General features: G+C 66.4%; 21 protein-coding genes. 11 read left to right on the top strand and 10 right to left on the bottom strand.

The genetic code is table 11. The features are described from left to right. The first annotated feature begins 44 nt into the window (after nt 1-44). The 5 genes from FPZ24_RS02840 (at nt 45) to FPZ24_RS02820 (ending at nt 2,715) form a co-directional block, all read left to right on the top strand. On the top strand, nt 45-839 hold the full coding sequence (locus FPZ24_RS02840) for a pyridoxal-phosphate dependent enzyme (RefSeq protein WP_186729007.1): 795 nt from the start codon (nt 45-47) through the stop codon (nt 837-839). Between the two features lie 12 nt (nt 840-851). Continuing rightward, nucleotides 852-1,076 (top strand): hypothetical protein, encoded by a 225-nt coding sequence (locus tag FPZ24_RS02835; protein ID WP_146569621.1) that lies wholly within the window; start codon nt 852-854, stop codon nt 1,074-1,076. Then, nucleotides 1,051-1,410, top strand: coding sequence for a VOC family protein (locus FPZ24_RS02830; protein WP_146569620.1), 360 nt, complete (start codon nt 1,051-1,053; stop codon nt 1,408-1,410). The genes FPZ24_RS02835 and FPZ24_RS02830 overlap by 26 nt, the downstream gene beginning before the upstream one ends. Nucleotides 1,411-1,473: 63 nt before the next feature. Next, nucleotides 1,474-1,962 carry a pyridoxamine 5'-phosphate oxidase family protein gene (locus FPZ24_RS02825; protein ID WP_146569619.1) on the top strand — a complete coding sequence of 163 codons (489 nt, stop codon included), beginning with the start codon at nt 1,474-1,476 and terminating at the stop codon, nt 1,960-1,962. Nucleotides 1,963-2,013: 51 nt separating this feature from the next. Continuing rightward, a complete protein-coding gene (locus FPZ24_RS02820; RefSeq protein ID WP_186729005.1) occupies nt 2,014-2,715 on the top strand; it encodes a DsbA family protein in 702 nt (233 codons plus the stop codon). 6 nt (nt 2,716-2,721) lie between these two features. Here FPZ24_RS02820 and FPZ24_RS02815 read toward each other — a convergent pair whose 3' ends face one another. After that, on the bottom strand, nt 2,722-3,939 hold the full coding sequence (locus tag FPZ24_RS02815) for a polyhydroxyalkanoate depolymerase (RefSeq protein WP_146569617.1): 1,218 nt from the start codon (nt 3,937-3,939) through the stop codon (nt 2,722-2,724). 121 nt (nt 3,940-4,060) lie between these two features. Here FPZ24_RS02815 and FPZ24_RS02810 point away from each other — a divergent pair, with 121 nt between their 5' ends. Then, entirely contained in the window at nt 4,061-5,827 is a 1,767-nt protein-coding gene (locus FPZ24_RS02810; protein WP_146569616.1) for an ATP-binding cassette domain-containing protein, read from the top strand. A gap of 108 nt (nt 5,828-5,935) precedes the next feature. Next, nucleotides 5,936-7,096, top strand: coding sequence for a saccharopine dehydrogenase family protein (locus tag FPZ24_RS02800; RefSeq protein ID WP_146569615.1), 1,161 nt, complete (start codon nt 5,936-5,938; stop codon nt 7,094-7,096). Here the strand turns inward: FPZ24_RS02800 and FPZ24_RS02795 are convergent. Genes FPZ24_RS02795 through FPZ24_RS02785 form a run of 3 tightly spaced genes read right to left on the bottom strand, consistent with a single transcriptional unit; the run spans nt 7,093 to nt 10,046 of the window. Beyond that, nucleotides 7,093-7,434, bottom strand: coding sequence for a hypothetical protein (locus tag FPZ24_RS02795; RefSeq protein ID WP_146569614.1), 342 nt, complete (start codon nt 7,432-7,434; stop codon nt 7,093-7,095). The genes FPZ24_RS02800 and FPZ24_RS02795 overlap by 4 nt on opposite strands. After that, complete coding sequence (locus FPZ24_RS02790) at nt 7,434-7,745, bottom strand: hypothetical protein (RefSeq protein ID WP_146569613.1); 312 nt, start codon at nt 7,743-7,745, stop codon at nt 7,434-7,436. Before FPZ24_RS02790 ends, FPZ24_RS02795 begins: the two co-directional genes overlap by 1 nt. A gap of 9 nt (nt 7,746-7,754) precedes the next feature. Further along, on the bottom strand, nt 7,755-10,046 hold the full coding sequence (locus FPZ24_RS02785; RefSeq protein WP_146569612.1) for a ribonuclease R family protein: 2,292 nt from the start codon (nt 10,044-10,046) through the stop codon (nt 7,755-7,757). Between the two features lie 47 nt (nt 10,047-10,093). Between FPZ24_RS02785 and glpD the strand changes: the two genes are divergently transcribed. From glpD to FPZ24_RS02770, 3 genes are all read left to right on the top strand, one after another. Beyond that, a complete protein-coding gene (glpD, locus tag FPZ24_RS02780; RefSeq protein WP_146569611.1) occupies nt 10,094-11,545 on the top strand; it encodes a glycerol-3-phosphate dehydrogenase in 1,452 nt (483 codons plus the stop codon). Next, a complete protein-coding gene (trhO, locus tag FPZ24_RS02775; protein ID WP_146574118.1) occupies nt 11,542-12,450 on the top strand; it encodes an oxygen-dependent tRNA uridine(34) hydroxylase TrhO in 909 nt (302 codons plus the stop codon). Before glpD ends, trhO begins: the two co-directional genes overlap by 4 nt. Before the next feature lie 68 nt (nt 12,451-12,518). Next, nucleotides 12,519-12,851: a PilZ domain-containing protein gene (locus FPZ24_RS02770; RefSeq protein WP_186729001.1), complete on the top strand. Its 333-nt coding sequence runs from the start codon at nt 12,519-12,521 to the stop codon at nt 12,849-12,851. Here the strand turns inward: FPZ24_RS02770 and FPZ24_RS02765 are convergent. The 3 genes from FPZ24_RS02765 to FPZ24_RS02755 are packed head-to-tail and all read right to left on the bottom strand — an operon-like array spanning nt 12,838 to nt 15,381. Then, nucleotides 12,838-13,416, bottom strand: a complete 579-nt coding sequence (locus FPZ24_RS02765) for a hypothetical protein (protein WP_146569609.1) — start codon at nt 13,414-13,416, stop codon at nt 12,838-12,840. The genes FPZ24_RS02770 and FPZ24_RS02765 overlap by 14 nt on opposite strands. Further along, on the bottom strand, nt 13,416-13,844 hold the full coding sequence (locus FPZ24_RS02760; protein ID WP_146569608.1) for a hotdog fold thioesterase: 429 nt from the start codon (nt 13,842-13,844) through the stop codon (nt 13,416-13,418). Before FPZ24_RS02760 ends, FPZ24_RS02765 begins: the two co-directional genes overlap by 1 nt. A gap of 1 nt (nt 13,845) precedes the next feature. Continuing rightward, nucleotides 13,846-15,381, bottom strand: a complete 1,536-nt coding sequence (locus FPZ24_RS02755; RefSeq protein WP_146569607.1) for an aminoacyl--tRNA ligase-related protein — start codon at nt 15,379-15,381, stop codon at nt 13,846-13,848. 78 nt (nt 15,382-15,459) lie between these two features. Here FPZ24_RS02755 and FPZ24_RS02750 point away from each other — a divergent pair, with 78 nt between their 5' ends. Next, entirely contained in the window at nt 15,460-16,374 is a 915-nt protein-coding gene (locus tag FPZ24_RS02750; protein WP_146574116.1) for a DMT family transporter, read from the top strand. On the opposite strand, the gene FPZ24_RS02745 is transcribed toward FPZ24_RS02750, so the two are convergent. Genes FPZ24_RS02745 through gcvPA form a run of 3 tightly spaced genes read right to left on the bottom strand, consistent with a single transcriptional unit; the run spans nt 16,364 to nt 19,802 of the window. Continuing rightward, on the bottom strand, nt 16,364-16,912 hold the full coding sequence (locus tag FPZ24_RS02745) for a CcdC protein domain-containing protein (protein WP_240047583.1): 549 nt from the start codon (nt 16,910-16,912) through the stop codon (nt 16,364-16,366). The two genes, FPZ24_RS02750 and FPZ24_RS02745, sit on opposite strands and share 11 nt — an antisense overlap. Then, entirely contained in the window at nt 16,876-18,447 is a 1,572-nt protein-coding gene (gcvPB, locus tag FPZ24_RS02740) for an aminomethyl-transferring glycine dehydrogenase subunit GcvPB (RefSeq protein ID WP_146569606.1), read from the bottom strand. Before gcvPB ends, FPZ24_RS02745 begins: the two co-directional genes overlap by 37 nt. Next, a complete protein-coding gene (gene gcvPA, locus FPZ24_RS02735) occupies nt 18,444-19,802 on the bottom strand; it encodes an aminomethyl-transferring glycine dehydrogenase subunit GcvPA (RefSeq protein ID WP_146569605.1) in 1,359 nt (452 codons plus the stop codon). Before gcvPA ends, gcvPB begins: the two co-directional genes overlap by 4 nt. Nucleotides 19,803-19,829: the final 27 nt, after the last annotated feature.

The following is a 19,829-nucleotide window of genomic DNA, read 5'->3' as shown; positions in this document are numbered from 1 at the left end:
TCGTATCAGATCAACTTTTCGCAAGCCATGCCAGCACTCGCATCATGCTACCGCGCTACACTGCCGGGATGCTTCGCGCGGACGTCCATCCTGGCTTCCATCCCGACCTGGCCGATGTTCGCGCCGTACTGACGGCTGTGCCGGGCTATCGGCCTACGTCGTTGCGGCGGCAGGTGATCGACGGCCGCGGCGTGATGATCAAGGACGAGCGCGCGCGTTTCGGCCTTGGCTCGTTCAAGCCGCTTGGCGGCCTCTATGCCGTCACGCGTCTCGCAAGGTCCGGCGCGCGGATCGTCTGCGCGAGCGCCGGCAATCACGGCATCGGCGTTGCGGCCGGCGCGGCACGGATCGGCGCACACGCTTGCATCTATCTGCCTGCCGGTACCCCGGTTTCGTTCGCCGAACGCATCGCGGACCTCGGCGGGGAAGTCCGCTGGTCGTCCGGCGACTACGACGTCGCCTGCACCGAAGCGCGATGGGCAGCCGAGACGACGGGCGCGATCTGGCTGCCCGATGGCGATCCATCGCCCGACGCCGCTGCTCCATCGATGGTCATGGCCGGCTACCAACTCCTCGCCGAAGAGATATCCGATGCTTGCGAGCGAACGGCGACATGGCCCGCGCACGTATTCCTGCAGGCCGGAGTCGGCGGGCTCGCGGCGGCGATCGCTCACCACGTCCGCGCGCACTGGCCCGTCCAGCCGCGGATAACCGTCGTCGAAGCCGCCGCCACGCCGTGCCTGGCGGCGAGCAATGCGGCCGGGCGGCCGATGACCGTCACCGGACCGCCGTCCACGATGCAGCGCCTGGACTGTCCGGTACCGTCGCACATCGCATAGAAAATTCTGTCGGTGCTCGACGTCGACTACGTGACGGTCACCGACACGCAGGCCGATGCCGCCTGCACCGACCTCGCTGCGCGCGCGCTCGCCACCACGCCGTCCGGTGCCGCCGGTTACGCCGCGTGGCGCGCCGCGTCGGTGGGCGGGCCGGCGCTCGTCATCCTTACCGAGGCCCCCCCTTCCGCCACCTACAAAGGAATAACCGACCATGATCGATCACCTCGAAGTCTATAGCGACAACGTTCCCGCGATGGTCGCGTTCTACACGCGCGCGCTGCGTGGCCTCGGCTACACCCAGCAGGTGAACAGCCATACCAACGGCTTCGGCAACGGCAGCGATCTCGACTTTTTCGTCGCCGAGGGATCGCCCGGCCAGCACGTCCATTTCGCCTTCGCCGCACCCGACCGCGCATCGGTGGACCGCATCTATGCCGACGCGCAGGACGCCGGCTTCACGCTCGACCGCGCGCCCGCGCTCGCGCCGCATATCCACCCCAATTACTATGCGGGCTATCTGCGCGACCCCGACGGCCGCCTCGTCGAATTCGTCTGTCAGAAGCCGGAGTAAGGCGGGCTTGGGAAACCCTGCGGCGTCCGATCGTTACATGTGTCGATCGACAGGAGACACACGATGGCCGACACGCAGGAAATCAAGCAGCATTTCTGGAAGAACCTCGCCGACAGCCCGTTCGTGATGATCGGGCTCGACAGCGGCGGGCATCACGAACCGCTGACCGCGCAGCTCGACGAGGATCAGGTCGATACGATCTTCTTCTTCATCGGCAAGGACAACCGCCTCGCCGGCGGCGGCAAGGCGATGGCGCAGTTCGTGTCGAAGGGGCACGATTTCTTCGCATGCCTGTCCGGCACCACCCGGATCGACAACGATTTCGGCATGATCGACAAATTGTGGAACAAGCAGGTCGAGGCCTGGTTTCCGGGCGGCAAGGACGACCCCAACCTCGCGCTGCTGCGCTTCGACGTTGATGACGCAGAAATGTGGGAAACGGACATGTCGCTGGCCGGCAAGGTCAAGATGCTGTTCGGCGGCGAGATCAAGGCCGGCGATGCGGGCAGCCACGCCAAGGTCGGCACCACAGCGGAGTCGAGCGGCGGCTGATCCGGCGCGCGCCGATTGTCACGTGGCGGCGAACGCGGCATGGGCGGCAGCATGAAGATGCTTGCCGCCCTTGCCGTTCTGGCCGTTGCCGTCCCGTCCGCCGATGCTGTCGCAGCGCCAGCCGCGCGGAAGGCGCCCGTGAAGGCGGACTGGACCAAACGCGTAATGGTGACGCCGGACGGCGGTTTCCTGGTCGGCAACCCCGCCGCGAAGGCAAAGCTGGTCGAATACGGCTCGCTCAGTTGCCCGTATTGCCAGCGGTTTCATCAGGAGGCGATCGCGGGTCTGCGCGCGCGGATCGCGACGGGCGACGTGAATTTCGAATTCCATCCGTTCGCGGTGCACAGCGCCGACCCGATCCTCCACGCGCTGCTGCGCTGTGCCGGCCCGGCGCGCTTCAACAAATTCTCCGACGATTTCTATGACGGCCAGGCGACGTTGGCGGCGGCGTACGAAAAGTGGGCGGAGGCCAATCCCACGGCCGATCCCAGCGCGACGGCGGCGGACCGCATCGCCTATGCCGACGCCTGGGGTTTCACCGCCTTCGCCGCCACGCACGGCCTGACCCGCACTCAGCTCACGAAGTGCCTGTCGAACGCGAGCGCGATCCAGCAGCAACGCGACCGAGAGAGCCAGGCCAACAAGGATCTCGGCGTCAGCAGTACGCCGACGTTCCTCCTCAACGGCCAGAAGCTGGTGATCTACGCCTGGCCGGATATCGACCAGGCGATCACGACCGCATTGAGTAGCTGACCACCTTCACGCGTCGTGCGCGGCGATCCACTTTTCCAGCACGGGCGCGATCTTGGTACGCCACTTGCTGCCGTTGAAGATACCGTAATGGCCGGCGTCCACCGCGAAATACTTCTTGTCGGCGGCAGGCAGGTTCTTGGCGATGGTCAGCGCCGCCTTGGTCTGGCCGAGCCCTGAAATATCGTCGCGCTCGCCCTCGATCGCCAGCAACCCGATATCGGTGATCGCACCCGGATCGACCTTGCGCCCGCGATGCGTCATCTCGCCCTTGGGCAAGGCGTGCTTCTGGAACACGACTTCGATCGTCTGGAGATAGAATTCGGCGGTCATGTCGCAGACCGAGCGATATTCCTCGTAGAAATCCTTGGTCGCCTCGGCCTCGATGTCCTCGCCCTGGACGAGATGTTTGAACATCTCCCAATGCGAAACCATGTGGTTGCCCAGATTCATTGTCATGAAGCCGGCCAGCTGCAGGAAGCCCGGATAGACCCGCCGCCCCGCGCCGGGATAGTTCAGCGGCACGGTCGCGATGACATTCTGTTCGAACCAGGCGAACGGCCGCTCGGTCGCGAGCGTGTTGACCGCCGTCGGCGCCTCGCGCGTGTCGATCGGCCCGCCCATCAGCGTTAGCGTCCTAGGCCGGCAGGGATTCTTGTCCGCACTCATCAGGCAGGCGGCAGCATAAGCCGGGACCGAGGGCTGACAGACCGCGAGCATGTGTGCGCCGGGGCCAATCAACTCCATGAACTCGATCAGGTAATCGATATAATCGTCGAGATCGAAGCTGCCGTCGGACAGCGGCACCGAGCGCGCGTCGCGCCAGTCGATGATGTAGACGTCGGCGAAGGGCAGCATCCGCTCGACCGTCCCGCGCAGCAGCGTCGCATAGTGACCCGACATCGGCGCGACGATCAGCAGGCGCGGGCTATTTTCGACGCCGTGTCGCACGAAGCGCTTGAGCTGGCCGAACGGCTTACGCAGGACGATCGTCTCGGTGACGTCGATTTCCTTGCCGTCGATCACCGTACGGTCGAGCCCGAATTCAGGCTTACCACGCGGTGCCGCCGCGTGCGCGAACACCTCCAGCGCTGACGCCAGCACCGGCCCGCCGCCAAAATAGGCGAACGGATTGGCGGGATTGCTCAACAGTTCGGCACTGAAGTTTGCCAGCGCGCTGGCGCCCGCCAGCATCGACCGCTGCATTTCATAAGCGTTGTAAAGCATCTGCCCCCGATACACTGAAACCGTTTACCTGGGTTAACTTAGGCGCGTGTTGCAATGCACACAACGCCTTTGCGGATCGATCGTTGCAGGGGCGCAACACGCGGACTAGGGCGTAACGATTATGGCCGACCCCATTTCCGACGCGCCGAAGCCGGGCCGCAAGCTCAGCAGTCTCAACATGGTGTGGCGCGCGGTAGGCCGATATCCCGGCCATCTGGCGATCGCGCTGGCGGCGTTGCTGACCACGACCGCGACCACGCTGAGCCTCACCTACGTCCTGCGCATGGCGATCGACGGCAAGGCGGGGATCGGACACGCCTATGCGTTCAATCTGCTGTTCGTGTTGGTCGCGGTACTGGCGATCGCCACCGCAATCCGTTTCTATTTCGTGTCGTGGCTGGGCGAACGAACCGTCGCCGACGTGCGCGTGCTGGTGCAGGCGAACCTGTTACGGCTCGAGCCGGGCTGGTTCGAGGAGAACCGCCCGTCCGAAATCGCGTCGCGCCTGACCGCCGACACCGCGCAGATCGAAATGGCGGTCGGCACGACCGTGTCGGTCGCGTTGCGCAACGCGCTGACCGGGATCGGCGGGCTGGGATTGCTGTTCTACTACGACTCCTCGCTCGCCGGCTTGCTGGTGGTCGGCATCCCGGTCGTCGTGCTGCCGATCGTCCTGCTCGGCCGCCGCGTCCGCGCCACGTCGCGATCGAGCCAGGACCGCATCGCCGATATCGGCGCGATGGCGGTCGAGACGTTGTCGGCGATGAAGGTCGTCCAGGCCTTCTCGCAGGAACAACGCGAATCCGATCGTTTCGCGCTGGCGGTCGATCATGGGTTCGTCGCGGCCAAGCGCCGTATTCTAATACGTGCCGTCATGACGTCGCTGGTCATCGGATTGCTGTTCGGGGGCCTAGCGCTGCTGCTGCGCACGATGCTCGGCGCGGTGTCGGTCGGGACGATTTCGGCGGGCACCTTGCTCGCGTTCGTTACCACCAGCGTACTCGTCGCGGGGGCGTTCGGGGCACTGACCGAAGTCTATGGTGACCTGCTCCGCGCGGCCGGCGCGGCCGAGCGATTGAGCGAATTGCTCGCCGAACAACCCAAGATCGCCGCCCCCGCCACTCCGGTCGTCCTGCCCGAACCGGCCCGCGGCGCGATCCGTTTCGACCATGTCGAGTTCCGCTACCCGACGCGGCCCGACGTCTCTGCTTTGCACGATTTCTCGCTCGACATCGCGCCCGGTGAGACGCTGGCGGTTGTCGGGCCGTCCGGTGCCGGCAAATCGACGCTCTTCCAGTTGATCCAGCGCTTTTACGACCCGCAGGCCGGGCAGATCACGATCGACGGCGTGGCCCTGCCCGACGCCGACCCGGCCGACATCCGTCGCCGCATCGCGATGGTGCCGCAGGAAACAGTGATCTTCGGCGCGACCGCGCGCGACAATGTCCGCTACGGCGAATGGGGCGCGAGCGACGACGCGATCTGGGCCGCCGCCGAAGCCGCCAACGCCGCAGAATTCCTGCGCAAGCTGCCCGACGGGCTGGACACCTTCATGGGCGAAGGCGGCGCGCGACTGTCGGGTGGACAACGCCAGCGGCTCGCGATCGCGCGCGCGCTGCTTCGCGACGCGCCGATCCTGCTACTCGACGAAGCGACCAGCGCGCTCGACGCCGAAAGCGAGCGGCTGGTGCAGCAAGCACTCGAACGGCTGATGGACGGGCGCACCACGCTCGTCATCGCCCACCGCCTCGCCACCGTGCGCGCGGCCGGGCGGATCATCGTGATGGACGACGGCCGCATCGTCGAGGAAGGCACGCATGCCAGCCTGAATGCGCGCGGCGGATTATATGCTAGGCTGGCGGCGCTGCAGTTCAGCGAGGCTGCCTAAATTCCCCTCCCGCTTGCGGGAGGGGTTAGGGGTGGGCATGGTGTTGCGACACCGTTGCCGGACAGGCCCACCCCCGGCCCCTCCCGCAAGCGGGAGGGGAGAACTGACATGGCGCGCGAATTCGATATCATCGTCTATGGCGCGACCGGATTTACCGGGCGGCTGGTCGCCGAATATCTGGTCGAGACGTATCCCAGCGGCGTCACCTGGGCGATGGCCGGACGGTCCCTGACCAAGCTGGAGGAGGTCCGCGACCTGATCGGCGCACCTGCCGACACCACGCTGATCAACGCCAATTCGGACGATCCCGCCAGCCTGAAAGCGATGTGCGAGCGCGCGACCGTCGTCATCTCGACGGTCGGGCCGTATCAACTCTACGGCAGCGACCTGGTGGCCGCATGCGCAGCGACCGGCACCGCGTATGTCGATTTGTGCGGCGAGCCTGCCTGGATGCGGCAGATGATCGACGCGCATCACGACCAGGCCAAGGCTAGCGGCGCGCGAATCGTGTTCAGTTGTGGATTCGATTCGATCCCGTTCGATCTAGGGGTGCTCACGCTCCAGCAATGCGCCACCGCCAAGCACGGTAAGCCCGCGCCGCGTGTCAAGGGCCGCGTGCGCGTGATGAAGGGCGGCTTCTCCGGCGGCACCGCGGCGAGCCTGAAGGCAACGCTCGCCGCCGCCGCGCGCGACCCGCGGATCGTCGCGCTGCTGACGAGCCCCTTCGCGCTCACGCCCGGCTTCAAGGGGCCGCACCAGCCGACCGGGCTCATCCCCGAATACGATTCCGCGGTCGGCGCGTGGGTCGCGCCGTTCATCATGGCGCCGATCAACACCAAGAACGTCCACCGCACCAACTTTCTGCTAGGCGAACAGTTCGGCGCCGACTTCGTCTATGACGAGATGATGGTCGCAGGGCTCGGCGACATCGGGAAGGCGGCGGCGGAAGCGATCGCCAAGGTCAATCCGCTCACCGGCGACAAAGGTCCGAAACCTGGCGAAGGCCCGTCCAAGGATGAGCGCGACGCGGGGCATTACGACATCATCTTCATCGGCGAATATCCCGATGGCGCGCGGATCGAATGCGTGGTCACCGGCGATCGCGACCCGGGCTATGGCTCGACCAGCAAGATGATCGCGGAGAGCGCTCTCTGCCTGGTACAGGACGTCAAGGGCGACGGCGGCATCTGGACGCCCGGCGCGCTGATGGGCGACGCGTTGCGCGATCGGCTGACGGCGAAAGCGGGGCTGACGTTCCGGGCAGGTTAGCCGCGGTAGAACAGGACGGCGACCGCCGCGATCATGACGGCCAGCCCGAGCGTCCACATCACCGCGACGCGGCTGCGCGCTTGTTCGCGTAGGTGGTAGGCGACAAGGTCGAACCAATAGCGGCCGCCCGGCACTTCGCGGACGATACCGGCGGCGCGCAGCTTCGCAAACTCCGCGCCGTCGCGAGGGTCGGGCGCGAATTCAATCGCATCTTCGGGCGCCAGCGCATGCGCCGCGAGCATCGCCTCGGCAATCCGCCCGCGTACGCGCAATGCGCCGGCCGGCAACCGTGGCGGCGCCGGGGTGGACGTGCTGGTCAGTTGCAGCCGGTTGGGCATCAGCTCGCGAACAGACTCAGCGCCGCGCCGATCGCGACGGCGGTGCCGACCATGATCCCCGCACGCCGACGGCGCTTGCGGTTCCATTTGTCGTACACGGGAATGTCGAGCCAATAGGTGCCGGCCTTGCCGACATGCAGCACACCCTGGTCGATCAGCCGTTCGAGCAACCGCCGCTCCATCCCGCGTTCGGGCGCGTAGCCGATCGCCTTGTCGGCCGAAACCGCGTCGGCCTCCATGAAATGCGAGATCAGCCGTCGCCGCGCTCGTGCCGCCGCGCCCGCCGCCGCTCCTGCCGCTGCTCCACCCATCTTATCCCCCTATTTCCGTCGCTTGCCCTGATGGCGGATGTTGGCCGGTCGGCCGCGCCGTTTCAAGACGCGCGGTGGCCGGCTGCCCGGCGCCGCGCCTTTTCCTTCTGGCAGCTCGAAGCGCAACGCGCCCGATACCGGGTTAGACTCCGCGAGTCGTAGCCTCAGCCGCTGGCCGATCGTAAACTCGTCACCCGATTGCTCGCCGACCAGTTTCTTCGCCGTCTCGTCATAGCGGAAATATTCGCCGCCCAAGTCCCGCACCGGCATCAGCCCGTCGCCGCCGATCCCATCGACCGTCGCGAAAAACCCGAAATTGGTGACGCCGGTGATCCGCACCTCGACCAGCTCGCCGACGCGCTCCGCCAGATAGGCGGCGACATAGCGGTCGATCGTATCGCGCTCCGCCTCCATCGCGCGGCGTTCGAGCCGGCTGATCGCCTCGCCGATCCGCTCCATCCCCGCCGCCTCGTCGGGCGTCAGCCCGCCGGGGCCGAGCCCATAGGCGGTAACCAGCGAACGGTGCACGAGAAGATCGGCATAGCGCCGGATCGGCGATGTGAAGTGCGCGTAGCTGCCCAGCGCAAGCCCGAAATGGCCGTGATTGGCCGGCGCGTAATAGGCCTGGGTCTGGCTACGCAGGATTTGCTCCATGACCTGCGGGCGAAAATCCACGTCGCCGACCCAATCGAGGATATGGTTGAACGTCGCCGGGCGGATCACCTGCCCCAGCGCCAACTTGACGCCGTAGGTTTCGAGATAATCCTTCAGCCCGACCAACTTCTCGCGCGCGGGCGGCTCGTGGACGCGATACATGACCGGCGCCTTCTTCGCCTCGAGCGCCTTGGCCGCGGCGACGTTGGCGGCGATCATATAGTCCTCGATCAGCCGGTGCGCGTCGAGCCGCTCGCGTGCCGCGACCGACATGATCCGTCCCTTCTCGTCGAGTACGACGCGGCGTTCGGGGAGGTCGAGGTCGAGCGGTTCGCGCGCATCACGCGCCTTGGCGAGCGCGTGCCAGCACGCCCAGAGCGGCTTCAGCGCCGTTTCTATCAATCCGTCATCCCAGCGAAAGCTGGGATCTGGTGCGACTTTGTCCCCGCCAATTTCATGAGACCCCAGCTTTCGCTGGGGTGACGTTGAGGCGTCGATCGCGGCCTGCGCATCCTCATAGGCGATATTCGCCGCGATCCGCACCACGGCGCGGGTGAAGCGCCAGCCCTTGAGCTGGCCGTCCTTTCCGATCTGCAAGTGGCATGCGAGCGCCGCGCGGTCCTCGCCGGTCTTGAGGCTGCACACCTCCGCCGACAGGATTTCGGGCAGCATCGGCACGACGCGGTCGGGGAAATAGACCGAATTTCCGCGCCGCCGCGCCTCGCGGTCGATCGCCGAGCCGGGGCGGACATAGAACGACACGTCGGCGATCGCGACCACCGCTTTCCACCCGCCCGCATTGCCAGGATCGTCGTCGGGCACCGCCCAGACCGCATCGTCGTGGTCGCGCGCGTCGGCAGGGTCGATCGCGACGATGGGCAGGTGCGTCAGGTCTTCGCGTCCCTCGCCCAGCGGCTGCTTCGCCACTCTCTCCGCCTCGTCGAGCGCTTCGTCGGCGAAAGTGTCCGGGATGCCATGCTCGTGGATCGCGATCAGCGAGAAGCTGCGCGGCGCGAACGGATCGCCCAGCCGCTCGGTCACGCGCGCGGTGATGCGCGGCGGACGCCCAGCCTTTTCCGCCAGCACCAGGTCACCGGGCTCGGCATCGCCCGCATCGCTAACCGGATATTGTCGCCGCTCGCGTTTCTCGACGCCTTCCAGCCACAGGCCGTTGGCTTCCTTGCGCAGCACCCCGAGCATCAGTTCGTCGCCCTTGGCGAGCTGCTTCATCGGGTGCGCGATCCAGCCCTTCCCGGCCTCCTCGGTGCGCGCCAAAATGCGGTCGCCGACGCCTAGCGCAGACCGCTTCCCCCGCTCGCGCACGCGCAGCTTGGGCATCGGCGCGGCATCCGCGTCCCACCGCTCAGGCACCGCCCAGACATTGCCGCCGTCATCGACATCGGTGATCCGCAGCACCGTCACCTTGGGCAGCCCGCCCATCTTGTGGAACGCGCGGCCGGGCGCGGAATCGATCAGCCCCTCATCGGCCATGTCCTTGAGCAGCGCCTTCAACGCGATCTTTTCCTGCGCGGTCAGCCCGAACGCCTTGGCGATCTCGCGCTTGCCCGCCGGGGTCGATGACGAGGTGATGAAATCGATGATCTGCTGGCGGGACGGAAGGCCGGGCTGTCGCTTGGGTTTGGGCATCTGACACGACGATAGGCGCTCCGCCCGTTTGACGCTAGGAGCAGCCGGTGACCTACGACCTTCTGATCATTGGCGGCGGCATCAACGGCTGTGCGATCGCGCGCGAGGCGTCGTTGCTCGGCCAAAAAGTGCTGCTGGTCGAACGCGACGATCTGGCCGCGCACACCTCGTCCGCCTCGACCAAGCTGATCCACGGAGGCTTGCGGTACCTCGAATATTACGACTTCCGCCTGGTCGCGGAAGCGTTGCGCGAGCGTGAGCGGTTGGTTCATTCCGCGCCGCACATCATCCGGCCGCTGCGCTTCGTGCTACCGCAGGAGAATGCGGTACGGCCGTGGTGGATGGTGCGGATCGGGCTCTATCTCTACGATTTCCTCGGCGGGAAGATGTCGCTCCCGCGCTCGCGCGGCCTGCGCAGATCGGACACGGACTACATCGCCCCGCTGAAGGGCGGCGACAGCGGGTTCGTCTATTCGGACGCCCAGGTCGACGATTCGCGGCTGACCCTGCTCAACGCGGTCGACGCGGCGGCAAATGGCGCGGAGATTTGCGTCGGCGTGGCACTGGAGACTGCGCGGCGCGATGGCGGCGTCTGGCGCGCAACCCTGTCCGACGGGCGCGAGGTTGAGGCGCGCGGCTTGGTCAACGCCGCAGGGCCTTGGGTCCATCTGATGCTCGACAAAATCGGCATCCCGGGCGCGGCGAACGTCCGGCTCGTCAAGGGCAGTCATATCGTCGTGCCCAAGCTCTACGAGGGCGACCACGCCTACATCCTGCAACTCCCCGACCGCCGCATCATCTTCGCGATCCCGTGGCAGGGCGGGACCGAGATCGGCACCACCGATATCCCGGTCGACAAGCCCGAGGACGCGGTCATCTCCGCCGACGAGATCGCCTATCTGTGCGAGGGCGCGAACCATCACTTCGTACGACAGATCGGCCCCGCCGACGTGACGCACAGCTGGTCGGGTGTCCGCCCGCTCTACGACGACGGCGCGAGCGAGGCGAAGGCGGTGACGCGCGACTATGTGCTCGAACTCGACACGAATGGGCCGCCTCTGCTCAGCGTGTTCGGCGGCAAGATCACGACCGGGCGCCATCTGGCAGAGGAAGCGATGGGCAAGCTCGCCCACCCGCTCGGGATCGACGCGCATCCGGTGACGCGCGCGCGGGTGTTCCCGGGTGGGGCGATCGACGACTTCGACACGTACCTGGCAAAGGTCCGTGCGACTTGGCCTTTCCTCGGTGACGACCGCTCGGCACGTATGACGCATGCGTACGGTACAATGCTCGGCGAGATGCTGGAAAACGTGAGCGACGAAGCCGGCATGGGCGCCGACCTAGGCGGCGGGCTGACCGAGATCGAAGCGCGTTGGATGCGCGACAAGGAATGGGCGCGCACCGCCGCCGACGCGCTCGACCGGCGCAGCAAGGTCGGGCTGCACCTGACCGCCGATCAACGCGCTGCGTTCGAGAAGGCGTGGGCAGCGCTGCAGTGATCCAGGTTGCCGCGCTTTACCGGTTCGCCTCCTTCCCCGATCCCGCCGCATTGCGGGAGCCGTTGCTCGACCTGTGCGCGGTCGAGGGTGTCAAGGGTACGCTCCTGCTCGCTACCGAAGGAATTAACGGCACGATCGCCGGGCCGTCCGCGGGCATCGACCGCGTCCTCTCACACATTCGCACGCTGCCCGACTGCGCCGAGCTGGAGGTCAAATTCTCGACCGCGGATACGATGCCGTTCCACCGGCTCAAGGTCCGGCTCAAGCGCGAGATCGTCACGATGGGCGAAGCGGTCGATCCGCACGCCGGGGTCGGCACCTATGTCGCGCCGGCCGACTGGAACGCGCTGATCGAGCAGCCCGGTACGATCGTCATCGACACGCGCAACGATTACGAAGTCCGCGTCGGCAGCTTCGACGGCGCGGTCGATCCGCACACCGCGAGCTTCAGCGATTTCCCCGCCTGGTTCCGCGCGCATCGCGACGAAATCGCTGGCGCGGAGCGGGTCGCGATGTTCTGTACCGGCGGCATCCGCTGCGAGAAAGCGACGGCGTTGCTCAAGGCCGAAGGGATCGAGGAGGTCCACCATCTCCAGGGCGGCATCCTGAAATATCTCGAAGACGTGCCCGAAGCGGAAAGCCGCTGGCACGGCGAATGCTTCGTGTTCGACGAACGGGTTGCAGTCGGCCACGGCCTCGTACCCGGCACCCACGCACTCTGTCGCGGGTGCCGCATGCCGGTCAGCCCCACCGATCGCGCGTCGCCGTTATACGAAGAGGGCGTCAGCTGCCCCGCCTGCCATGGCACGCGCGACGACGATGCCCGCGCCGGCTATGCCGAGCGCCACCGCCAGGCGAAACTCGCCGAAGCCCGCGGCGAAACGCATGTCGGTGCCAAATACTAAAGTCAGGCGTTAACGATTTGTTAACCTGATTGGGACAGGCTCTGGCCGGGGCATACCGGGGGCCGCTCGTGGCAACGAAGTATTCGCAATACCGCCGGGTCGAACCGGCATCGCTCGAACAGCGCGACGAGCCGCGGCTTCGGCTGTCGATCACGCGCGCCAGCGTGCGGCGGCACGGCAAGACGCCGGTCGATGCGCTGCTCCACGATCTCTCCACTTATGGCTGCCGCCTCGCCGCCGGTATCGAGGCCGATCAGGGCGAACGGCTGTGGCTGCGCTTCGACGGACGCATGCCGGTGGCGGCGACGGTCGTGTGGTGCCTCGACGGCATGGTGGGCTGCCGCTTCGACGAACAGATCGAACGCGCAATGATGCGCGCGCTGACGCTCAGGATCGCGTGATCCGCCATTTGATCGCGCCGAGTAGGACGAAGAACGCAAAGCCAATCGCGCCCCCGACGACGTAGGTCCAATCCGTTGGGCCGGGCTGATCGAAGGCCTGCGCGATCATACCCAGCGTCAGCACTGCACCGAAGATCAGCACCGCCCATGGCAACCCGGCAAAGTTGACCCGACGCCGCGCCGCCGCATCGAGCGCTCCAGCCATCGGCACGCGCCGCTCCAATGCGCGATCGGGCGCGCTCGACAATCGCCACCAGATTATCAGGAAAGCGATGCTGGCACCGACCGCGACGATCACTTCGTGCCGCGCCTGCCAGTCCGGCGGCAGGATCGTGGGCCAGATTTCGAACACCGCCATGACCGCGATCAGCGTGACGAGGCCGCCCCAGAACAATCGACCGACGCCGCGATCGAAGTCGGCGACGAACCGGTCCCGCTCCGCCGCGGTCACACGAAACGCCTCGCCGCGCTGGCGCCGCCGATATACGTAACCGTCGCGATCGGGCACGAACTGCCGCGCGAAATTCTCGCGCACCGTGTTCAGGCTGCCGTGGATCGGCAACATCAGGCGGTGGCGATGACCGCCAGCGTGATCCGCGACAGGCAGACGAGCTTGCCCTCTCCGTTAGTGATGCGGATCGTCCAGATCTGCGTCGTGCGGCCGATCGATTCGGCTTTGGCGGTCGCGGTGACCCAGCCGGACATCGCCGGGCGGATATGGTTGGCGTTGATTTCCAGGCCCACCGTGACCTGCTTCGTCGGATCGAGCGTCATCGCGCCGGCAACCGACGCGACCGTTTCGGCCAACGCGACCGATGCGCCGCCGTGCAACCGCCCGAACGGCTGGTGCGTGCGGTGATCGACGGGCATTCGTGCCGATACCCAATCGTCACCAGCATCGACGAACTCGATCCCGAGCAGCCCGGGCATCGTCTTCGCGCCGAAACTCGTCATCCACGCAATGTCGGGCTTCTGTCCACCGAACCAGATCATGTCAGTATGCCCGCGCGATCAGCACGCGTTCGACCGCGGGCTCGCCGGTGAAGAGGCAGGCTCCGGTTGCCGCCGCGGCATCCTGCGGCACGTTGCGCAACGTCAGCTTCATCGACTTGAGCGTTTCGACGACCTTGCCGAGCGCCGCGCCGGTCGGTCTCGACCAACCGGCCTCGACCCAGCCGGGGTTCTTCACGCCATCTGCGAAGAAGGCCTGCAGCCCCGCCATGTCGGTGACGTCGCGCGCGATGCTGCCGTCGAGCCTCGCTTTGGCACTCACGAACAGGCCTTTCTGGATTTCCTCCAGCATCGCCGTCGCGGCGCCGACGAAATCGCCCTTCGCGACCACCGCGCTGTCGAGCTTGCCGTCCTCGCGATACAGCCGGTCGCGGCGGATCACGCTGACATTGCCGCCCGCCATGTCGCGCCCGCCGACCTCGATCACGATCGGCGCGCCCTTCTTCACCCAGCCCCAACGCTTGTTGGTCGACTTGACCGCCTTGAGGTCGAGCAGCGCACGCACCGGCTCGCCGCACGCGGACAACGCCGCGAGTTCGCCCTGCAGCCCCTTGCAGTATTCGATCAGCGCGGCGTCCTCGTCATTGTCGCGCAGCATCGGCACGATCACGATCTGCCACGGCGCCAGCCGCGGCGGCACGCGGAGACCATCGTCGTCGCCATGGACCATGATCAGCCCGCCGATCATCCGCGTCGACACGCCCCAGCTCGTCGTGTTCGCGAACTCGAGCTGGCCTTCCGAATTCTGGAACTTGATGTCCTGGGCATGCGCGAAATTGGTGCCGAGGAAGTGTGAGGTGCCCGCCTGGAGCGCCTTGCCGTCCTGCATCATCGCCTCGATCGACCAGGTCTCGACCGCGCCCGGAAACCGCTCGTTCTCGGGCTTCTCGCCCGCAACGACGGGGAGCGCGACACAGTCTTCCGCAAAGCTGCGATAGACTTCGAGCATCTTGAGCGTCTCTTCGCGCGCCTCGGCTTCGGTCGCATGCGCGGTATGGCCCTCCTGCCAGAGGAACTCCGCCGTGCGCAGGAACATCCGCGTGCGCATCTCCCAGCGCACGACGTTCGCCCATTGGTTGATGAGGACAGGCAAGTCGCGCCACGACTGCACCCAGCGCGAGAATGCCGTGCCGATCACGGTTTCGGACGTCGGCCGCACGACCAGCGGCTCCTCCAGCTTTGCCGCAGGATCGGGAATCAATTTGCCCTTGCCGTCGGGAATCAGGCGGTGGTGCGTGACGACCGCCATTTCCTTGGCAAAGCCTTCGACATGCTCCGCTTCCTTCTCGAAATAGGAGAGCGGGATGAACAGCGGGAAATAGCAATTCTCGTGGCCAGTCGCCTTGATCTTGTCGTCGAGCAGCCGCTGCATCCGTTCCCAGATGCCATAGCCCCATGGCCGGATGACCATGCATCCGCGCACCCCGGATTCCTCGGCCATATCGGCCTCTGCAATCACGGTTTGGTACCATTGCGCGAAATCCTCGGCGCGCGTGACGGGTAGGGCATGCTTGATCATGCTGGTGCGCTTAGTCTGCCGGAGGCGATCCGTCACCCCGGACTTGTTCCCTTGAGCCGGGGAGCGCATGGCGGGGCGATGGGGGAAACGGCCGACACCGGCGACAGAATCATGTTCGGTATCGCGATGCGACTGCTCGCGGTGCTGCTGCTGGCGACGCTGTCGGCGCTGATCAAACTCGCCGAAGCGCGCGGCGCCGGACTGGTCGAGATCATGTTCTGGCGGCAGGGCGCGGCGATCCCGGTCGTGCTCGGCTACATGGCACTGACCGATCGCGGGCTCGGCGCGATCCGATCGAACGCGTTTCGCGGGCAAGTGATCCGCGCCGCGATCGGCGTAACCGGCATGGCATTCAACTTCGGCGCGGTGCTGCTGCTGCCGCTCGCAGAGGCGACGACGCTCGCCTTCACCGTGCCGATCTTCGCGACGATCCTGGGTGCCTTGGTGCTCAAGGAACCGACCGGCTGGCATCGCTGGGGCGCGGTGGTCGCGGGGTTCGTCGGCGTCTTGATCGTGACGCAGCCGGGGAGCGGCCATTTCCCGCTGGCGGGCGCCGCGGTCGGGCTGACATCGTCGGTCTTCGTCGCGATCGTCGCCATCCAGTTGCGCCAGATCGGCAAGATCGACCGGCCGGTGACGACGGTGTTCTGGTTCTCGACGCTGTCGATGGTCCCGCTCGGGCTGTTATATCCCTTCTTCGCGCATGGCCACGACGTGAGGACGTTCGCGATCCTGGCGCTGATGGGGCTGTTCGGCGGGCTCGGCCAGATCGCGTTCACGGCCGCGTTGCGCTACGCGCCCGTCTCCGCGGTTATGCCGATGGATTATTCGAGCCTGATCTGGGCGACGCTCTACGGCTGGCTATTGTTCGACATGTTGCCGACCCCATGGACCTGGGTCGGCGCCCCGGTGATCATCGCGAGCGGGCTGTACATCGTCTGGCGCGAACATGTCCGCCGCCAGCAGGAAGCCGTTCAGGCGATCAGCGCGTAGCACGCGCTGCGTCGAGCAGCCGCTTGGCGCGCAGATACATCTCGATCCGCGTCGTCGCGAACATGCCGAGCGCGAACGCCAGCGCCGCGTCGGTCACCAGCATCACGTCGAAGCCCAGCGCGCGGCCCTCGCCCTGCACCACCATCTTTACCAGCACGATCGCCATCAGGAATAGGATGGCCCAAGGCGAACCCTTCTGGTTGAGCGCATGGGTGTCGGGATCGACGTGGATCTGCATCATCCGCCCACGCTGCCAGCCGAGCGCCGCGCCGACCAGCAACGCGACAGCGGAGGCGATCCACGCCGTCGGTGTCGGTGGCTTGGCGACGAAATTGGCAACGACGATGGCTAGATAGATCGCCGGGACCACCCACAGCCGTTCGAGCTTGAGCGGCCGCATCTGCGACATCCGCCGCGCGCGCAACGCGAAGATCACGACGAACACCGCGATCGGGATCAGATATTGAACGATCCCGGTCGGCTGAACCGCCTGACCACCCGTTATTCCGCCGCCTCGGCCAAGGCGGGATCCTTCCACACCAGCACGGGCTTCCTTGCAGCGAGCGTCTCGTCGAGGCGGCGGCGGGGCGCGAAGTGCGGGGCGGATTTCAGAGCCTCGTCGCCAGCCTTTGCCCGTTCGGCCACCGAGCGCAGCGCACCGATGAACTGGTCGAGCGCCGCCTTCGATTCGGTCTCGGTCGGTTCGACCAGCATCGCGCCATGGACGACGAGCGGGAAGTACATCGTCATCGGGTGATAGCCTTCGTCGATCAGCCCCTTGGCGATGTCGATCGTCGAGAAGCCGTCGGGCAGGCCGTCGTCCGAGAAGATCGCCTCATGCATGCACGGACCGCTGTCGGCGAACGGCGCGTTGAGCGTGTTTTCCAGGCTGCGCAGGATGTAGTTGGCGTTGAGCACCGAATCCTCGGCGACCTGGCGCAGACCGTCGGCGCCGTGGCTGAGGATGTAGGTCAGCGCGCGGGTGAACATGCCCATCTGGCCGTGGAACGCGCACATCCGGCCGAAGCTGTCGGGATGGCGATCGCCAACCGTTTCCTCTTCAACCAAAGTTATGTGGCCATCGCCGTGGCGTTCGGTGAAGGGCAACGGGCCGTAAGGCGACAGCGCCTCCGACAGCACCACCGGCCCCGAGCCCGGCCCGCCGCCGCCATGCGGGGTCGAGAAGGTCTTGTGCAAATTGATATGCATCGCATCGACGCCGAGGTCGCCCGGGCGCACGCGCCCGACGATCGCGTTGAAGTTCGCGCCGTCGCAATAGACGTAGCCGCCCGCCGCATGGACCGCGTCGGAAATCGCCTTCATGTCGCGCTCGAACAGCCCGCAGGTGTTGGGGTTGGTGATCATCACCCCGGCGACATCGGGGCCGAGCCGAGCCTTGAGGGCTGCAAGATCGACGCGCCCTTCGGCGGTCGCGGGGATATCCTCGACCGAATAGCCCGCAAACGCCGCGGTGGCCGGGTTGGTACCGTGCGCGCTTTCCGGGACCAGGATGACCTTGCGGTGCCCCTCGCCCTTCGCCTCCAGCGCGGCCTTGATGCACAGGATGCCGCACAGTTCGCCATGCGCGCCGGCCTTGGGCGTCATCGCGACGCCGTGCATTCCGGTCAGCTTGATCAGCCACACCGCGAGTTCGTTGATGACGCCGAGCGCGCCCTGCACCGTATCGACCGGCTGCAACGGGTGGATGTCAGCGAACCCGGGGAGGCGCGCCATCTTCTCGTTGAGCCGCGGATTGTGCTTCATCGTGCACGAGCCGAGTGGGAACAGCCCGAGGTCGATCGCATAATTTTGACGCGACAGGCGGGTGTAGTGGCGGACCGTTTCGGGCTCGGACAGGCCAGGTAAGCCGATCGGTGCGGAGCGCGCGAGGTTACCGAGCTTCGATGCGACCTTCATGGGCTCCGCGACCTCGACGCCGGTCGTGTCGGTCGCGCCGATCTCGAAGATCAGCGGCTCTTCCAGCATCAATGCGCGGTTGCCGGTGAAGGTGGCATTGTCGCTACGCCGCTCGGGCGTCATTTCGGGGCGCCAGCCGCTCTGGTTGATGCTCATGCCAGCGCCTCCTGCAGCGCGGAAGCAAGCGTTTCGACATCCTCCTGCGTGGTGGTTTCGGTGACCGCGACGACGAGGCCGTTCGCCAGCGCATCCTCCCCCGGATAGAGCCGCCCGAGCGACACGCCCGCGAGGATTCCCTTGTCGGCGAGCGCACGGACGACCGGCCGCGCTTCCTGCGACAGTTTCAGCGTGAATTCGTTGAAGAACGAGTCGTTGACCAGTTCGACGCCCGGCACCTGCGCCAGCCGCTCGGCCGCGCTCACAGCCTGCGCATGATTGGTCGCCGCCAGCGCGCGCAGTCCAGCTTCGCCGAGCAATGTCATATGGATCGAGAACGCCAGCGCACATAGCCCGGAGTTGGTGCAAATGTTCGAGGTCGCCTTCTCGCGCCGGATATGCTGCTCGCGGGTCGATAGCGTCAGCACGAAGCCGCGCTTTCCTTCAGCATCGACCGTCTCGCCGCAGAAGCGGCCGGGCATCTGGCGGATGTATTTGTCCTTGCAGCCCATCAGGCCGACATAGGGCCCGCCGAACTGCAGCCCGACGCCGATCGACTGACCCTCGCCGACGACGATATCAGCGTCCATTTCGCCCGGCGACTTGAGTGCGCCCAGCGCGACCGGCTCGGTGACGACCGCGATCAGCAGCGCCTTCTTCGCGTGGCAGGCATCGGCGAGCGGCTGGAGATCGGCGACGCGGCCGAGAATGTCGGGGTATTGCACGACGACACACGACGTGTCGTCGTCGATGCTCGCGATTAGCGCGTCGATGTCGGTGTCGGCGGTCAGGACAGGCGGCGACGTATCGAGGCTGTCGCCAGTATACTTCGCCATCGTCTTCGCGACCGACACGTAATGCGGATGCAGCCCGCCCGACAGGACCGCCTTGGCCCGCTTGGTGATGCGCCGCGCCATGCCGATCGCTTCCCAGCACGCGGTCGATCCGTCGTACATGCTGGCGTTCGCGACATCGGTGCCGAGCAGCCGCGCGACTTGCGTCTGGAACTCGAACAGCATCTGCAGCGTGCCCTGCGCGATTTCGGGCTGGTAGGGCGTGTAGGCGGTCAGGAACTCTCCGCGCTGGATCAGGTGATCGACCGAGGCCGGCACGTGGTGCCGATACGCCCCGCAACCGAGGAAGAACGGCGCCTCGCCCGCCGACAAGTTCTTGCGCGCCAGCGCTGTCATGTGGCGCTCCACCGCCAGCTCGCTCGCGTGCATCGGCAAGTCGCGGATCGGCCCGTCAAGCCGCGCCTCGGCAGGGACATCGACGAACAGGTCGTCGATCGAGGACGCGCCGATGACGGAAAGCATCGCCTCGCGGTCGGGCTGGGTCAGGGGCAGGTAGCGCAAGTCGAATTCCCGTCGCCCCGGCGGAGG

The organism is Sphingomonas panacisoli, from assembly GCF_007859635.1.
Lineage (GTDB): Bacteria > Pseudomonadota > Alphaproteobacteria > Sphingomonadales > Sphingomonadaceae > Sphingomonas > Sphingomonas panacisoli.
This window is presented reverse-complemented; position numbering and strand designations above follow the sequence as displayed.

Excerpts from the sequence above, each read along its gene's own strand:
- FPZ24_RS02840 (WP_186729007.1), top strand. The coding sequence starts at position 45 with ATGCTACCGCGCTACACTGCCGGGATGCTTCGCGCGGACGTCCATCCT.
- FPZ24_RS02830 (WP_146569620.1), top strand. The coding sequence starts at position 1,051 with ATGATCGATCACCTCGAAGTCTATAGCGACAACGTTCCCGCGATGGTC.
- FPZ24_RS02825 (WP_146569619.1), top strand. The coding sequence starts at position 1,474 with ATGGCCGACACGCAGGAAATCAAGCAGCATTTCTGGAAGAACCTCGCC.
- FPZ24_RS02820 (WP_186729005.1), top strand. The coding sequence starts at position 2,014 with ATGAAGATGCTTGCCGCCCTTGCCGTTCTGGCCGTTGCCGTCCCGTCC.
- FPZ24_RS02815 (WP_146569617.1), bottom strand. The coding sequence starts at position 3,939 with ATGCTTTACAACGCTTATGAAATGCAGCGGTCGATGCTGGCGGGCGCC.
- FPZ24_RS02810 (WP_146569616.1), top strand. The coding sequence starts at position 4,061 with ATGGCCGACCCCATTTCCGACGCGCCGAAGCCGGGCCGCAAGCTCAGC.
- FPZ24_RS02800 (WP_146569615.1), top strand. The coding sequence starts at position 5,936 with ATGGCGCGCGAATTCGATATCATCGTCTATGGCGCGACCGGATTTACC.
- FPZ24_RS02795 (WP_146569614.1), bottom strand. The coding sequence starts at position 7,434 with ATGCCCAACCGGCTGCAACTGACCAGCACGTCCACCCCGGCGCCGCCA.
- FPZ24_RS02790 (WP_146569613.1), bottom strand. The coding sequence starts at position 7,745 with ATGGGTGGAGCAGCGGCAGGAGCGGCGGCGGGCGCGGCGGCACGAGCG.
- FPZ24_RS02785 (WP_146569612.1), bottom strand. The coding sequence starts at position 10,046 with ATGCCCAAACCCAAGCGACAGCCCGGCCTTCCGTCCCGCCAGCAGATC.
- FPZ24_RS02765 (WP_146569609.1), bottom strand. The coding sequence starts at position 13,416 with ATGTTGCCGATCCACGGCAGCCTGAACACGGTGCGCGAGAATTTCGCG.
- FPZ24_RS02760 (WP_146569608.1), bottom strand. The coding sequence starts at position 13,844 with ATGATCTGGTTCGGTGGACAGAAGCCCGACATTGCGTGGATGACGAGT.
- FPZ24_RS02755 (WP_146569607.1), bottom strand. The coding sequence starts at position 15,381 with ATGATCAAGCATGCCCTACCCGTCACGCGCGCCGAGGATTTCGCGCAA.
- FPZ24_RS02750 (WP_146574116.1), top strand. The coding sequence starts at position 15,460 with ATGGGGGAAACGGCCGACACCGGCGACAGAATCATGTTCGGTATCGCG.
- gcvPB (WP_146569606.1), bottom strand. The coding sequence starts at position 18,447 with ATGAGCATCAACCAGAGCGGCTGGCGCCCCGAAATGACGCCCGAGCGG.